Origin of the sequence: Paraburkholderia graminis (assembly GCF_003330785.1) — a bacterium.
GTDB lineage: Bacteria > Pseudomonadota > Gammaproteobacteria > Burkholderiales > Burkholderiaceae > Paraburkholderia > Paraburkholderia graminis.
Window position 1 is genome coordinate 3,656,781 of record NZ_CP024934.1, and the last position, 14,103, is coordinate 3,670,883.

Annotated in this window: 13 protein-coding genes; 3 read left to right on the plus strand and 10 right to left on the minus strand. The window is 64.6% G+C overall.

Annotated features, from left to right (window positions below):
* Positions 1-4: 4 nt before the first annotated feature.
* From aroB to pilM, 6 genes are all read right to left on the minus strand, one after another.
* Positions 5-1,081, minus strand: coding sequence for a 3-dehydroquinate synthase (gene aroB / locus CUJ91_RS16395; protein ID WP_167450656.1), 1,077 nt, complete (start codon positions 1,079-1,081; stop codon positions 5-7).
* 8 nt (positions 1,082-1,089) lie between these two features.
* Positions 1,090-1,641 carry a shikimate kinase AroK gene (gene aroK, locus CUJ91_RS16400; protein ID WP_006052245.1) on the minus strand — a complete coding sequence of 184 codons (552 nt, stop codon included), beginning with the start codon at positions 1,639-1,641 and terminating at the stop codon, positions 1,090-1,092.
* A 106-nt stretch (positions 1,642-1,747) separates the two neighbouring features.
* Positions 1,748-3,367, minus strand: coding sequence for a type IV pilus secretin PilQ (locus CUJ91_RS16405; protein WP_244230945.1), 1,620 nt, complete (start codon positions 3,365-3,367; stop codon positions 1,748-1,750).
* Positions 3,368-3,492: 125 nt separating this feature from the next.
* The gene (locus CUJ91_RS16410) at positions 3,493-4,428 is read right to left on the minus strand and encodes a hypothetical protein (RefSeq protein WP_029971260.1); all 936 of its coding nucleotides are present in this window, start codon (positions 4,426-4,428) and stop codon (positions 3,493-3,495) included.
* Complete coding sequence (locus CUJ91_RS16415; RefSeq protein ID WP_114156523.1) at positions 4,425-5,165, minus strand: fimbrial assembly protein; 741 nt, start codon at positions 5,163-5,165, stop codon at positions 4,425-4,427. Before CUJ91_RS16415 ends, CUJ91_RS16410 begins: the two co-directional genes overlap by 4 nt.
* Positions 5,162-6,154, minus strand: coding sequence for a type IV pilus biogenesis protein PilM (gene pilM / locus CUJ91_RS16420; protein WP_029971258.1), 993 nt, complete (start codon positions 6,152-6,154; stop codon positions 5,162-5,164). The genes CUJ91_RS16415 and pilM overlap by 4 nt, the downstream gene beginning before the upstream one ends.
* Before the next feature lie 254 nt (positions 6,155-6,408).
* Between pilM and CUJ91_RS16425 the strand changes: the two genes are divergently transcribed.
* Positions 6,409-8,802, plus strand: a complete 2,394-nt coding sequence (locus CUJ91_RS16425; protein ID WP_114156524.1) for a penicillin-binding protein 1A — start codon at positions 6,409-6,411, stop codon at positions 8,800-8,802.
* A 96-nt stretch (positions 8,803-8,898) separates the two neighbouring features.
* Here the strand turns inward: CUJ91_RS16425 and cyaY are convergent, their stop codons facing one another.
* On the minus strand, positions 8,899-9,216 hold the full coding sequence (gene cyaY, locus CUJ91_RS16430) for an iron donor protein CyaY (protein ID WP_006052238.1): 318 nt from the start codon (positions 9,214-9,216) through the stop codon (positions 8,899-8,901).
* Between the two features lie 35 nt (positions 9,217-9,251).
* On the opposite strand from cyaY, the gene CUJ91_RS16435 reads away from it, so the two are divergent.
* Together CUJ91_RS16435 and lysA are read left to right on the plus strand one after the other, a co-directional pair.
* Positions 9,252-9,626 (plus strand): lipoprotein, encoded by a 375-nt coding sequence (locus tag CUJ91_RS16435; RefSeq protein ID WP_114156525.1) that lies wholly within the window; start codon positions 9,252-9,254, stop codon positions 9,624-9,626.
* Positions 9,627-9,635: 9 nt separating this feature from the next.
* Complete coding sequence (gene lysA / locus CUJ91_RS16440) at positions 9,636-10,898, plus strand: diaminopimelate decarboxylase (protein ID WP_114156526.1); 1,263 nt, start codon at positions 9,636-9,638, stop codon at positions 10,896-10,898.
* Between the two features lie 88 nt (positions 10,899-10,986).
* On the opposite strand, the gene msrQ is transcribed toward lysA, so the two are convergent.
* From msrQ to ccsB, 3 genes are all read right to left on the minus strand, one after another.
* The gene (msrQ, locus tag CUJ91_RS16445; RefSeq protein ID WP_171800589.1) at positions 10,987-11,697 is read right to left on the minus strand and encodes a protein-methionine-sulfoxide reductase heme-binding subunit MsrQ; all 711 of its coding nucleotides are present in this window, start codon (positions 11,695-11,697) and stop codon (positions 10,987-10,989) included.
* An 11-nt stretch (positions 11,698-11,708) separates the two neighbouring features.
* Positions 11,709-12,704 carry a protein-methionine-sulfoxide reductase catalytic subunit MsrP gene (gene msrP, locus CUJ91_RS16450; RefSeq protein ID WP_006052235.1) on the minus strand — a complete coding sequence of 332 codons (996 nt, stop codon included), beginning with the start codon at positions 12,702-12,704 and terminating at the stop codon, positions 11,709-11,711.
* A 183-nt stretch (positions 12,705-12,887) separates the two neighbouring features.
* Positions 12,888-14,099, minus strand: coding sequence for a c-type cytochrome biogenesis protein CcsB (ccsB, locus tag CUJ91_RS16455; RefSeq protein ID WP_006052234.1), 1,212 nt, complete (start codon positions 14,097-14,099; stop codon positions 12,888-12,890).
* Positions 14,100-14,103: the final 4 nt, after the last annotated feature.

The window sequence follows — 14,103 nt, forward strand, 5'->3', positions numbered from 1 at the left end:
CGTATCAGACGGCGGCGGCCAGCGTGGCGTGCACCTCGGCGTCGGGTGCCTGAGTGATGAGCGTCTCACCGAAACGCTTCAGCAGAATGAACTTGATCGCGCCGGCTTCCGCCTTCTTGTCGACCTGCATCAGTTCGATGTAGCGCGATTCGCCGAGCGCGGGCGCGCGGGTCGGCAAATGCGCGGCGACGATCACGTCGACGAGCCGCTTGCGCGACGCTTCGTCCAGATAGCCGAGACGCACGGACAGATCCGCCGCCATCACCATTCCGCAGCCGACGGCCTCCCCGTGCAGCCACTCGCCGTAGCCAAGGCCCGCTTCGATCGCGTGACCGAACGTGTGGCCGAAGTTGAGAATGGCGCGCAGCCCGCCTTCGCGTTCGTCCTGCGCGACCACCGACGCCTTGATCTCGCATGAGCGCTTGACCGCCTCCGCGAGCGCCGCGGGTTCGCAGCGATTGAGCGCCTCGACGTTGGCCTCGATCCAGCGGAAAAAGCCGGCGTCGGCAATCGCGCCGGTCTTGATGACCTCGGCGATGCCCGCCGCCAGTTCGCGCGCGGGCAGCGTGCGCAATGCGCCGATGTCGGCGATCACCGCTCGCGGCTGATAAAACGCGCCGATCATGTTCTTGCCGAGCGGATGATTGATGCCCGTCTTGCCGCCCACCGACGAATCCACCTGCGAGAGCAGCGTGGTCGGCACCTGGATGAACGGCACGCCGCGCATATAGCAGGCCGCCGCAAAACCCGTCATATCGCCGATCACGCCGCCGCCCAACGCGATCAGCGTCGTCTTGCGGTCGGCGCGCGAGCCGAGCAGCGCGTCGAAAATCAGGTTCAGCGTTTCGAGATTCTTGTACGCCTCGCCGTCGGGCAACACGACCGTGGACACCTGCTTGCCGAGCGGCGCAAGCGCCGCGCGCAGCGTGTCGCCATAGAGCGGATCGACGGTGGTGTTGGTGACGATCGTGACCGAATTGCCCGCAATGTGCGGCGCGAACAGCGCAGTCTGGCCGATCAGGTCGGCACCGATATGGATGGGGTAGGCGCGTTCGCCCAGTTCGACGTTGACGGTAATCATACGGCCCATTATGACGCAGGATGTTTGGCGACGCCGGCCATCTCGAGCTGCATCAGAACCATATTGACGAGTCCGTTGACCGAAGGCCGGCCTGTTTCAATCACAAAATGCGCGCACTCGCGGTAGAGCGGATCGCGCACTTCGTAGAGCGCTTCGAGCCGCGCTTTCGGGTCTTCCGTTTGCAGAAGCGGACGATTCTTGTCGCGCCGCGTGCGCAGCCACAGATCGTGCGGATTCGCGCGCAGGTAAATCACGACGCCGCGGTTTTGCAGCGCCGCGCGGTTTTCCGGCCGAAGCACGGCGCCGCCGCCGGTTGCCAGCACGATGTTGTCGCGCTCCGTGAGTTCCGAAATGACGCTCGCCTCGCGGTCGCGAAAGCCGGCTTCGCCCTCGAGCTCGAAGATCACCGGAATGCGCGCGCCCGTACGCGCTTCGATTTCATGGTCCGAATCGAAGAACGGGCGATCGAGACGGCGCGCAATGGCCCGGCCCACGGTGGTCTTTCCTGCCCCCATGAGCCCTACAAAAAATACATTGGCGTGTGCGTCCCGCGCTTGCAACGGTGTCCTCTGGCTAATCCGGTATGGTTCGTGCCGCAGCTTACTGGCAAAGCGGCTGCCTTGTCGAGCCTGCGCGCCGCCGCTTTCGCGCGGCGGGCGCGTGCCCTCAATTCGTCTGAACGACGCGCGGCGTGATGAAAACAGCCAGTTCGCTGCGCTGGTCGCGATGGGCCCGATGGCGGAAAAGCGCGCCTAAAACCGGTATTTTGCCCAGGAGCGGCACCCGAGTCACATCGTCGCGACCGTCCGTCGCGTAGATTCCGCCGATCGACACCGTACCACCGTCTTCCACTTCGACCCGGGTTTGCACGTGCTTGGTGTTGATCGCGGGACCGGCGTCGGTCTGTTCGCCGACGCTGTCCTTGGCCACATCGAGGTCTAGCACGACGCGGCCGTCCGGCATGATCTGCGGCTCGACTTCGAGCTTCAGCGTGGCCCGCCGGAACTGCACGCCCGACACGCCCTGCCCGACTTTCGCCTGATACGGCAGTTCGGTGCCCTGCTCGACCACGGCCTTCATCCGGTCGGCGGTAACGACGCGCGGACTGGAAACGACCTCTCCACGCCCTTCGGCCTCGAGCGCGCTCAATTCGATGTTCAGAAGCCGCGTCGCGCCCGCCGCGAACAGCGTGAGCCCGGCCGTGGCGGCGTCGAAGCCCGCGATCGGCCGCGCGGACAGATCGGCGACCAGCCCGTCCTTGCCGCCGCTGAGGCCACGCGTGGTGCCGTCGGCGCTGGTGCCCGCCATCGAAAGCCGCACGCCGAGATTGCGCGAAAAACCATGCTCGCCTTCGACGATGCGCGCCTCGATCAGCACCTGCCGCGTCGGCCGGTCGACGGAAGCAAGCAGCGCGGCTATCTGCGCGAGGCGGCCCTCCAGGTCGGTCACGAACAGCAGATTCGTGCGCGGATCGGCGGTCACGGCGCCGCGCTTCGACAGCACGCGCTGGTTGCCCGAGCCGGTCAACAGACGCCGCACGTCTTCGGCGCGTGCATAGTGCAACTGGAATGTGCGGCTCGCGAGCGGTTCGAGATCGGCGGCCCGCGCGTGGGCCTCGTAGCGCTGCCGCTCGCGCGCCGCCAGATCCGCGATGGGCGCGACCCACACGACGTTGCCGTGGCGCTCCATCGCGAGGCCGTGAACGTCGAGCAGCGTGTCGAACGCGACGCGCCACGGCACTTTGTCGAGGCGCAGCGACACGGCGCCGCGCACTCTCTCGCTCGCGACGATGTTCAAGCCGGTGAATTGCGCAAACGCATTCAGCACCGCGCCCAGCTCGGCGCGCTGGAAGTTCAGCGAGATCGGCTTGTCGTCGGCTGCTAGCGAGGCGTCGGCGGCGGTTTTCGGCGCGCCGCTCAGGCGTGCGAGCGGCGGCAACGGGACGGGCGGGCCTTCGAGCGCGGATGATGTCGCAGCGGCCTCGCGACTTAAGGCTGCCGCTTGCGGGCCAAGAGGCGCGGAGCCGTCGGCGGGGTCGGTTGCATCGCCCGTGTGGGTTCGATCGGCCAGCGCAGGCGTCGTGTGTGAGACCGCCGTGTCATCGGGAGAATCGTCGCGGAACGGGTTCGGCGTCTCGGCGATCGTGCCGCGTGGCAGCGGCGGGGCATCGTAGCGCGCGTCGGAAGGCGACGATGCCTCGTCGAGCGGCAGATAGGCAGGCAACGGTGGCAGCGATGGAATCGCCGCCTGCGCGATGCCGGCACTCAGCGCCACGCCGATTGCCATGCTGACGCACACGCTGAAATGCACGCTAATCGGCAGCCCAGAGCCGGAGCATGCGCGGGCCGCACGGCGAAGAACAGCGCCCACAATCGACCGCGCGTCGGCACACAAGACCTTCCTGATGCTCATCACGAAGCCTCCGCGAGCAGCAGCGTGCGCGTCGCATCACCTCGGGCGAGCGTGATACCCGACGCATCGAAGCGCGTGAAGCGCTCGTCGCCGATCTGCTGACCGGACGCGACAGTCGCTGCGCCGTCCGGCGTATCGACTAACGCCAGACCGCGCGCACGGTCATGCAGCAATCCAACAAGGCGCAGTTGCGCGAGCCCGGGCAAGTCGATCGCGGCCTGCATCTGGGCGGGCGAGAACGGGTCGAAGAACACGACATCTTCTTCGTCATCCGAATCAAGGCTTGCGTCGGCGAGCTCCTGCACCGAGAGGCTCACAGGCGCCGGGCGCAAACCGCTGTACACGCGCAGCGTCGCGTTCACCGAGAGCGACGCCGCATCGCGCTTGATTGTGACGTCGACGGGAACCATCAGTACCGGCAACTCCGTCAAGCCACGCAGAAACGACATCAGATGGATAAAGTCGGTATGCGCAGAGAGCTGCAACGGCCGCTCGCTTTGTGCGCCCGTGCCGCTCGCGGCGCCGGGCTCCACTGCCAGCAACATCACGCCGTTTTGCGCAGCGAGTTCGGAGACGACGCGCACGTCATCCGCCGAAGTCCATTGCGCCCGCGACGGCCACGCGCCTCCTGTCGTTCCGCTCGCCGCATCGGCTTCGCGACGCAACGCGGGCAATTGCAAAAGCGCACGCTTTGCCTCCGCGAGACGCTGCGCGCTCGCATGCAGCGCCGCGCGGCTTGCTTCGAGGCGCCCGAGATCGGCCACGATCCATCCATGCGCGCCGAGGCCGAACACCACCAGCGCAATCAACAACGCAACCGCCCAGCGGCGACGCCTGCTCCACGTATGAAGCGGCGCGCGCGCACGTTTGATCCAATGCGCCAGCATGGAACCTGGCTGTTGCGCGCCGCCGAAGTCTATAAACGTCGTACTCATTTCAAACCTCCGCTGTGATCGGCGCTCGTTTTCGGCGATGCCGCCAGGCCCGCATGCTCGGCCGTATTTTTTATGGTGTGCTCCCAGCGCAGGCGGGCACCGAACTCCGTTGAGCCGGCAGTGCTCGCCGCGGCATTCGCCTTGCCCGACGCGCGATGCGATTCGCTCATCTCCGCGCTCTCCACGCCGCGTATCGCACCGAGGCGCTTGAGCCACTGCGCGGAATCGATGTGCGCTCGCGAACTCGCCACGAGCTCGGTCTCATGCTCGCGCTGGCGAAGCTGCTGCAACAGCACACCGTCGCCAGGTTCGAAACTCAGCGCATCGAGCAGATCGCGCAAATAGGTGAGCGGCTCGGCGAGACGTTTTGCGCGGGCGGCTTCATCGCGTTGCCTGTCGCGCGCGCGCAGCAGCTTCGTATGCTCGGCCAGCGGAGCGGCGAGCTGCGCAAGCGCCTGCTCGGCTGACTCGCGCTGCGCATCGAGCCGCGCTTTCTCGACCATCTGATATCCGGCGAGCGCAACCACAGCAGCGCAGCCGGCCAACGCGGCGGCGGCCCATAGAAGGACGCACCGCCGACGCGCAAGCCGCGCGTCGCGTTGTCTGTGCGGCAGCAGATTGAAACCGCCGAGCCTCGGCGTGAACGAATTCACCGCGCGCAGCCGGCGCATGTCGCGCGCGACATGCGATTGCGCCGCCGCGCCGAGATGTCCTGCGTCGAAAACGGCCGCGCTCATTCGAGCACCCCGCGCAACGCAAGCCCGAATGCAACGGCGCCTGCCGGTTCGTGCAGCAGCGGATCGCTCAGCTTGCGCGCGACGCCGCCCAATGCGCCGCACTCGAACGGCAACACGGTGCAGCCGAGAACATCCGCGATATCCGCCATCGAGAAGCCGACGCCCTCGAGCAGATCGAGTTCGCCGCCCACCAGCGCACAGTCGCACTCCGGGCCATGCGCCAGATCGCGCAATGCGTCGGCGAGATCGGAATGCTCGGGCGCGGGATAGCGCATTTCGGCGGCGACGCTGTCGTCGACGAGACGCCAGCCTTGCACGCCGTCGGCGCCGATCCACAACGCCACATAAGGTTCATGTGGATCGAGCTCGCGGCTCGCCGCATAGCGCATCGCACGCAGCGCGGCATGCGGCTCGCCGTCTATCGCGGTCAGCGAAATGCCCGCGGCCGCCGCGCATTCGATGCGCGCTTCGATATGCTGACGCGCGGTCGCGGCAATCGTCACCGAACGAACCGGCGACGGCCGGTCATCGACAAACCAGTCGACGGCCAATGCGTGCCGCTCGAGTCCCGCGATGCGTTCCACTTCGCTCATCACCGCCGGTTCGAGCTCGGCGAGTTCATATCCGCCGTCTTCCGCGCCACCGCTTTGCACGGCGAGGCGTGCGAGCGGGACCGTGGCGGTCAGCGTCGCGGACGCGGGCACCGCCATCGCGCATCGCAATGCGGACGTCGCGCATGAATGAGGCAGATCGGCAAACGCATCGCGCAACGCGCGCGAGACCGCTTGGCGATCCGCGATCTCGATGCCGGCCATTGCATTCGGCGGCAACGGCACCGTGCGCACATATTCGATCTGCAACGACGCGCAGGCTCGCGCACGCTGACTCACCACGACGAGCCGCACGTCCTGCGAACTCACGTCGATACCCGCAGCGAAACGCTGCATACCCGCCTGCACAGCTTCCAGCCATGAACTTCTTATTGTCATCACGCCCTCCCTGAGACTCGCGCGGCGAACGATTCGAACGCGAGCAGCGAGGAGGATTGTGCGCATCGGCGCGTCTGAGCGACACTCAGCCAAACGGCCAACGTCGTCGAAACCGACGCGCCGGCGATCGTCAAAGCAGCTACAGTGAGGCCTCATTCAACGTGGCGCGGAGACTTGTAAAGAACTGTCAGTAAGCATGCCGAAAGCTGAAAAGCGGGGCGGCTATAATCGCGGGACTGTTTTTTGGTGCCTATATGCAATCCACGTCTCCCACCTCTCCGCCGCCCGCGCCGCCTAAGCGCAAACGCCCGTTGTGGCTCAAGCTCCTGCTTGGGTTTTTTGGCCTGATCGTCGCGGGCATCGCGTGCGTGCTGCTGGTGCTCGGTTATGCGCTCGTGGTCGCGACGCCTAACCTGCCCTCGCTCGAAGCGCTCACCGACTACCGGCCGAAAGTGCCGCTGCGCATCTATACGGCCGATCACGTGCTGATCGGTGAGTTCGGCGAAGAACGCCGCGACATCGTCCGCATTCAGGACGTGCCCGACAGCCTGAAGAAGGCCGTGCTCGCCATTGAAGACGCGCGCTTTTACGATCACGGCGGCGTCGACCTGACGGGCATCGCGCGCGCCGGCTTCGTCGCGCTGACCAATGGCCACGCGACGCAAGGCGCGAGCACGATCACGATGCAGGTCGCGCGCAACTTCTTCCTGTCCAGCGAGAAGACCTATACGCGCAAGATCTACGAGATGCTGCTCGCGTACAAGATCGAGTCGAAGCTCAGCAAGGATCAGATTCTCGAGGTGTATATGAATCAGATCTATCTGGGTCAGCGCGCATATGGTTTCGCGAGCGCGGCACGCGTGTATTTCGGCAAGGATCTGAAGGACCTGACGCTCGCGGAATCCGCGATGCTGGCCGGCTTGCCGAAGGCGCCGTCCGCGTATAACCCCGTGGTGAATCCGAAGCGCGCGAAGGTGCGCCAGGAGTACATCCTTCAGCGCATGTACGAGCTGCATTACATCAACCAGCAGCAGTACGACGAAGCGAGCCGTCAGCCGCTTGTCGTGAAGGGCGCCGGCAAGGAGTTCAGCGTGCACGCGGAGTATGTCGCGGAAATGGTGCGGCAGATGATGTACGCGCAGTACCGCGAGGAAGCGTACACGCGCGGCCTGAACGTCGTGACGACGATCGACTCCGCCGATCAGGACGTCGCCTATCGCGCGTTGCGCAAAGGTTTGATGGACTATGAGCGGCGCCACGGTTATCGCGGCCCGGAGGCGTTCATCGACTTGCCGTCGGACGCGGACGACCGCGAGCAGGCCATCGACGACGCGCTGCTCGAGCATCCCGATAACGGCGAAATCATCGCGGCAGTCGTGACGGCGGCGAGCCCGAAGCAGGTGCAGGCCACGTTTATCGACGGCAATGTGGCGACCATTCAGGGCGACGGCCTGCGCTTCGCGCAATCGGCGCTAAGCGCACGCGCGCAGCCGAATCAGCGGCTGCGGCCCGGCGCGATCATTCGTCTGGTGAAGAACGACGAAGGCGAGTGGGCGATCACCCAGTTGCCGCAAGTCGAAGGTGCCTTCGTTTCCGTCGTGCCGCAGGACGGCGCGATTCGTGCGCTCGTCGGCGGCTTCGACTTCAACAAGAACAAGTTCAATCACGTCACGCAGGCGTGGCGCCAGCCGGGCTCGAGTTTCAAGCCGTTCATCTATTCGGCTTCGCTCGAAAAGGGACTCGGTCCGGCAACCGTCATCAACGACGCGCCGCTCTTTTTCAGCGCCGCGGAAACGGGCGGCCAGCCGTGGGAGCCGAAGAACTACGGCGGCGGTTTCGACGGTCCGATGAGCATGCGCACCGCTTTGCAGAAGTCGAAAAACCTGGTGTCGATTCGTATCCTCAACCACATCGGCACGAAGTACGCGCAGCAGTACATCACGCGCTTCGGCTTCGATGCGGACCGCCATCCGGCGTATCTGCCGATGGCGCTCGGCGCGGGTCTCGTCACGCCGTTGCAGATGGCGGGCGCGTTCTCGGTGTTCGCGAACGGCGGCTATCGGATCAACCCGTACCTGATCGCCGAAGTCACCGATCCGCGCGGCGTCGTCGTCGCGCACGCGCAGCCGCTCGTCGCCGAGCAAAGCGCGCCGCACGCTATCGAGCCGCGCAACGCGTATGTGATGAACAGCCTGCTGCAAAGCGTCGCGCAGCGCGGCACGGGCGCGAAGTCGAACGCGCTCAAGCGCACGGATCTCGGCGGCAAGACCGGCACGACGAACGATTCGCGCGACGCCTGGTTCGCCGGCTATCAGCACACGCTCACCGCGATTGCGTGGATCGGCTACGACAACCCGCGCAGTCTCGGCGACAAGGAAACCGGCGGCGGCCTCGCGTTGCCGGTGTGGATCGAGTACATGGGACGCGCGCTCAAAGGCGTGCCGGACTACAAGATGCCGAAGCCCGATGGCGTGACCGAAATCGGCTCCGAACTGTATTTCGACGAATTCACGCCGGGGCACGGCTTTGTCTCGACGGTCGGCATCAGCCAGGCTGCGCTCGACGAAGCGAGCGCAGCATCCGCCGCGCCGGGACAGGTCGGCGAGCAGGAGAAGCAGGACATCATGAATCTGTTCCGCGGGCACTGACATAGCGTCCCGCTTGCTAAAGAAAAAAGCCGCCGCGCAGATCATGCGCGGCGGCTTTTTTTTGACCTTCTTTCCGTCGACAGCCCGACTCTGCGTTCAGGCTTCGAAGTGGACCGGTTCGCCAGCCTGCTGCGTCGCGTATTCGGAGAGCGCCTCGAAAAACTCCTTGCCGCTGCGCGTGTCGCGCCACTCGCCGTCGACGAAACGGTAGTGAAAACCGCCCGCTTTCGCGGCGATCCAGATCTCGCTCATAGGCGGTTGCAGGTTGACGATGATCTTCGAGCGATTCGCGAACTCGAGGGTCAGCACGTTGCCGCTGCGCTCGAGTTCGATGTCGGCCTCGGTGTCGTCCAAAGCGCGTTCGATGACGGCTAGCGCGGCCTCCGCGCGGGTCAGGTAATCACTATCGGACATGCTAAACTCCATCGATTATTTATTCAGGGACAGTCATGCGAGTCGTATCTCGGATGCGCGCGGCGGCGCCCGGCCGCGCGATTGTAGCGGGTTTAGCCATTCTCGCAGGTTGCGCGCTCGGCGGTTCGCTCACCGGTTGCGGGCAACGCGGTTCGCTCTATTTGCCCACGGTGCCGCCGTTGCCGGCCAAGCCGATCGACCGCACGCAGCCGCCGTCGCCTGATGAAGTGAAACCGGGCGCAGAAACCGCTGCCGACTCAGACTCCATTCCCGATACTTCCGGCACGCCGCTTTCGCTTGCACCGGCAGATGAGCTGTCTGCATCGCCTACGTCCGCAGCTTCCGCTGCATCGGCTTCAAAGGCAGCTTCGCAGCCGACCTCGCAGCCCGCCGCCACTCCCGCTCAATAAGACCTTCGCATGACTCGACCTGCATTTGACTACGTCGACGGCGTGCTTCACGCCGAAGGCGTGTCCGCCGTTTCGCTCGCCGAACAGTTCGGCACGCCGCTCTATGTTTATTCGCGCGCCGCGCTCACCGCCGCGTGGAACGCGTACGCCGGCGCATGCGCCGGCCGTCGCGCGAGCGTGCACGTCGCCGTCAAGGCCAACAGCAATCTCGCGGTGCTGAACGTGTTCGCGCGCCTCGGCGCGGGCTTCGACATCGTGTCGGGCGGCGAACTGGCGCGCGTGCTGGCCGCCGGCGGCAAAGCGGAAAACACGGTGTTTTCCGGCGTCGGCAAGCATGCCAACGAAATGCGCGAGGCGCTCGCGGCGGGCGTCAAGTGCTTTAACGTCGAGTCGATACCGGAGCTCGATCGGCTGAACCAGGTCGCTGAGCAAATGGGCAAGAAGGCGCCGGTCTCGCTGCGCGTGAATCCGGATGTCGACGCGAAAACGCATCCGTATATTTCCACCGGGCTCAAGTCGAACAAGTTCGGCGTCGCGTTCGAAGATGCGCGCGCGACCTATCAGGCGGCCGCGGCCATGGCGAACCTCGAGGTGGTCGGCATCGACTGCCATATCGGTTCGCAGATTACCGAGATCGCGCCTTATCTCGACGCGGTCGACAAAGTCCTCGAACTGGTCGAGCAGATCGAGCAGGACGGCGTCACGATCCGCCATATCGACGTGGGCGGCGGTCTGGGCATTACTTACGACGACGAGACGCCGCCGGATATCGGCGAGTTCGTGCGCACCGTGCTCGACCGGATCGAGGCGCGCGGCCACGGCCATCGCGAGGTGTACTTCGAGCCGGGCCGCTCGCTCGTCGGCAATGCGGGCGTGCTGCTCACGCGCGTCGAGTTCCTGAAGCCGGGCGCTGAAAAGAACTTCGCCATCGTCGATGCGGCCATGAACGATCTCGCCCGTCCCGCGATGTACGATGCGTATCACGCAATCGACGCCGCGGTTAAGCGCGACGTGCCGGCGCATGTCTACGACATCGTCGGTCCCGTTTGCGAAAGCGGCGACTGGCTTGGACGCGAGCGGCTGCTGTCCGTGGAGCCGGGTGATCTGCTCGCGATTCGTTCGGCCGGCGCCTATGGCTTCGCGATGAGTTCGAACTACAACACGCGTCCGCGCGCAGCGGAAGTGATGGTCGATGGTACACAGGCGCATGTGGTCCGCGCGCGCGAGGAAGTCCAGCAACTGTTTTCGGGCGAAGCGATCTTGCCGGCGTAACCAGCGCCGCGACGTCTCAACCGGCGATTGAATAAAAAAGGCGATGCCCTCGGTGGCATCGCCTTTTTTGTTTGCGGCGCGCGCTCGTCTAACGCGGCTTCAAACTGCGCGCTCGCAGCCACACGATCAGGCGCCAGCCCAGCAGCGCCAGCATGATCGCGCCGTAGATCTTCGGCAGAATCAGGTCGTGCTTGCCGGCCTTCATCCACCAGAAATGCAGAATCGCCAGCGCTCCGATCACGTAGATCGCACGATGCAAAGTCTGCCAGCGGCGGCCGAGCTTGCGCACCATTGCGCGCGGCGACGTGGCAGCCAACGCGATCAATAGCACGAAAGCGGCAAAGCCCACGGTGATGAACGGCCGCTTGCCAATGTCCTTGATGATTTCAGCGACGTCGAACCACTTGTCGAACCACAGGTACGTCGTGAAATGCAGCGTCGCGTAGAAAAACGCGTAGAGCCCAAGCATGCGGCGAAAGCGTACGAACGCCGCGACGCCTGTCAGACGACGCAACGGCGTCACGGCCAGCGTGATGCACAGAAACACGAGCGTCCAGAGCCCCGTGGAACGCGTGATGAACTCGATCGGGTTGGCGCCGAGCCGGTCGGTCATACCGAACAGCACGATGCGCGCAAGCGGATACCACGCGGCGATAAACACCGCGATTTTCGCGGGCACGACCCAGCGCGCGCCGGCGCTCGGCCGTTTCGCCGTCGCGCCCGCCGTCTGCGTTGCGCGAGCCTGCGCTCGCGGCGCGTTGCGCTCTGTGCGAGCGACGGATTGAGTGTCGGAAGCCATCGTCATGTCGCTCAGAAGTTTTTCTTCAGGTCCATGCCCTGATACAGCGACGCGACCTGATCGCCGTAGCCGTTGAACATCAACGTCTTACGCTTCGGCGTAAAAAACCCGTCCTCGCCGATGCGCCGCTCGGTCGCCTGACTCCAGCGCGGGTGGTCGACATTCGGATTCACATTCGAATAAAACCCGTACTCGCTCGACGCGTACGTGTTCCAGCTCGTCGGCGGCTGCTTCTCGACAAAGCGGATTTTCACGAGCGACTTCGCGCTCTTGAAGCCGTATTTCCAGGGCACCACGATGCGAACCGGCGCGCCGTTCTGATTCGGCAGCACCTGACCGTAGACGCCCATCGTGAGCAGCGTGAGCGGATTCATCGCCTCGTCCATGCGCAAGCCTTCGGAATAAGGCCAGTCGAGTATTGGCGTGGAAAGCCCCGGCATCTGCGACGGATCCGCGAGCGTGATGAACTGCACGTATTTCGCGTTGCCGGTCGGCTGCACGCGCTTGATGAGTTCCGCGAGCGGCACGCCGATCCACGGAATCACCATCGACCAACCTTCGACGCAGCGCAGCCGATACACGCGCTCCTCCAGCGGCGCGAGTTTGAGCAACTCGTCGATGTCATACACCTTCGGGTTCTTGATTTCGCCTTCGACACTCACCTTCCACGGACGCGGACGCAGCGTGCCCGCGTGCTGCGCCGGGTCGGACTTATCGGTGCCGAACTCGTAGTAGTTGTTGTAGGTGGTGATGTCTTTGAACGGCGTGATCTTGTCGAGCGCGATGAACTTCGCGTTGGTCTTCGCGCTGAGCTTCTGCGCCTTCGGATCGGTCGACGTGTACGCAGCCAGCGCTTCGCCGTTCACGCCGATCAGACCGCCGAGCGCCAACGCGCCGGCCGCCTGCAGCACGCGCCGCCGGTTTTCGAAAATGTGCTGCGGCGTGATTTCGCTGCGAGCGATATCGTCGCCGGTGAGTTGAATCCTGTCGCTTCGCTTGATCCACATCGCGCTGCTCCTTGCGGCCCTTGCGTTGAAACATCTAACGGGGCCAGGTGATGATCGCTCGTCGGGCTATCCATGCGCGCTCTATAAAACAAACACATTCGATGCGCAAATATTCCGCCAGCCATAAAAAAACCGCCGGTGTGAAACACGCGGCGGTTCTTTGTCGGTCGAGAACGGCGGATATTACAGCTTGCCGTAACTATGCAGCCCCGACAGAAACATATTCACGCCGAGGAACGCAAACGTCGTGACCAGCAGACCCGTCAGCGCCCACCATGCGGCAACCGCGCCGCGCAGCCCCTTCATCAGACGCATGTGCAGCCAGGCCGCGTAGTTCAGCCAGACGATCAGCGCCCACGTTTCCTTCGGGTCCCAACTCCAGTAACCGCCCCACGCTTCGGCCGCCCACAGCGCGCCGAGAATCGTCGCGATCGTGAAGAACGCGAAGCCGACGGCGATCGACTTGTACATGACGTCGTCGAGTACTTCGAGCGCAGGCAGACGATCGGCCAGCACGCCGCGCTCCTTGGCCAGATACGCGACCGCCACCATCGCCGACAACGCAAAGCTGCCGTAGCCGATGAAGTTCGCCGGCACGTGGATCTTCATCCACCAGCTTTGCAGAGCCGGAACGAGCGGCTGGATCTGCTGCGCGTCGCGGGCAACCGAGTACCACATCAGGAAGCCGACGGCGGCGCTGATCACGAGCAGAACGAAGGCGCCGAGCGCGCGCGTGTTGTAGTGCTGCTCGTAGTACAAATAGAAGAGCGCGGTGATGAGGCTGAACAGCACGAACACTTCGTACAGGTTCGAGATAGGAATATGGCCGACGTCCGCGCCGATCAGATACGACTCGTACCAGCGCACCATCAGACCGACAAACCCCATCAGCACCGCAACCCACGTCATGCGCGAGCCGATCGCGCCGCCCGTGGGCGAGCGCGACAGCAAGCCGATCCAGTAGAACACGGTCGCGAAGACGAAGAGCGCGCTCATCCACAGAATCGCGGACTGGCTCGACAGGAAGTATTTCAGGAAGAACGCGTTGTCGGCGCGGCTCAGATCGCCGTGATAAATCTGGATGGCCAGCAGCGACAGCGCCGCGATTCCCGCCATCAGCGGACGCACCGGTTTCCAGCGCCAGCCGAGCACGACGAACACCGGCACTGAGCACACCAGCACCAGTTTGTCGTAGTAATTCATGAACGGGTGATAGCGCGTCAGCGCGAACCCGGCGCCCGCGACCATCGCGAGGGCGAACAGCCAGTCGACAATGCCGAGCCGCTTCAGAAACGGCCGCTCGTCGTATTGAGCCGCGTTGAGCGCTTCGTCCGCGGCCGCCCTGGCAGGCCGGGACGAGGAAGGAGAGGATGAGGAAACCTGAGTCAAGTCCATGGTA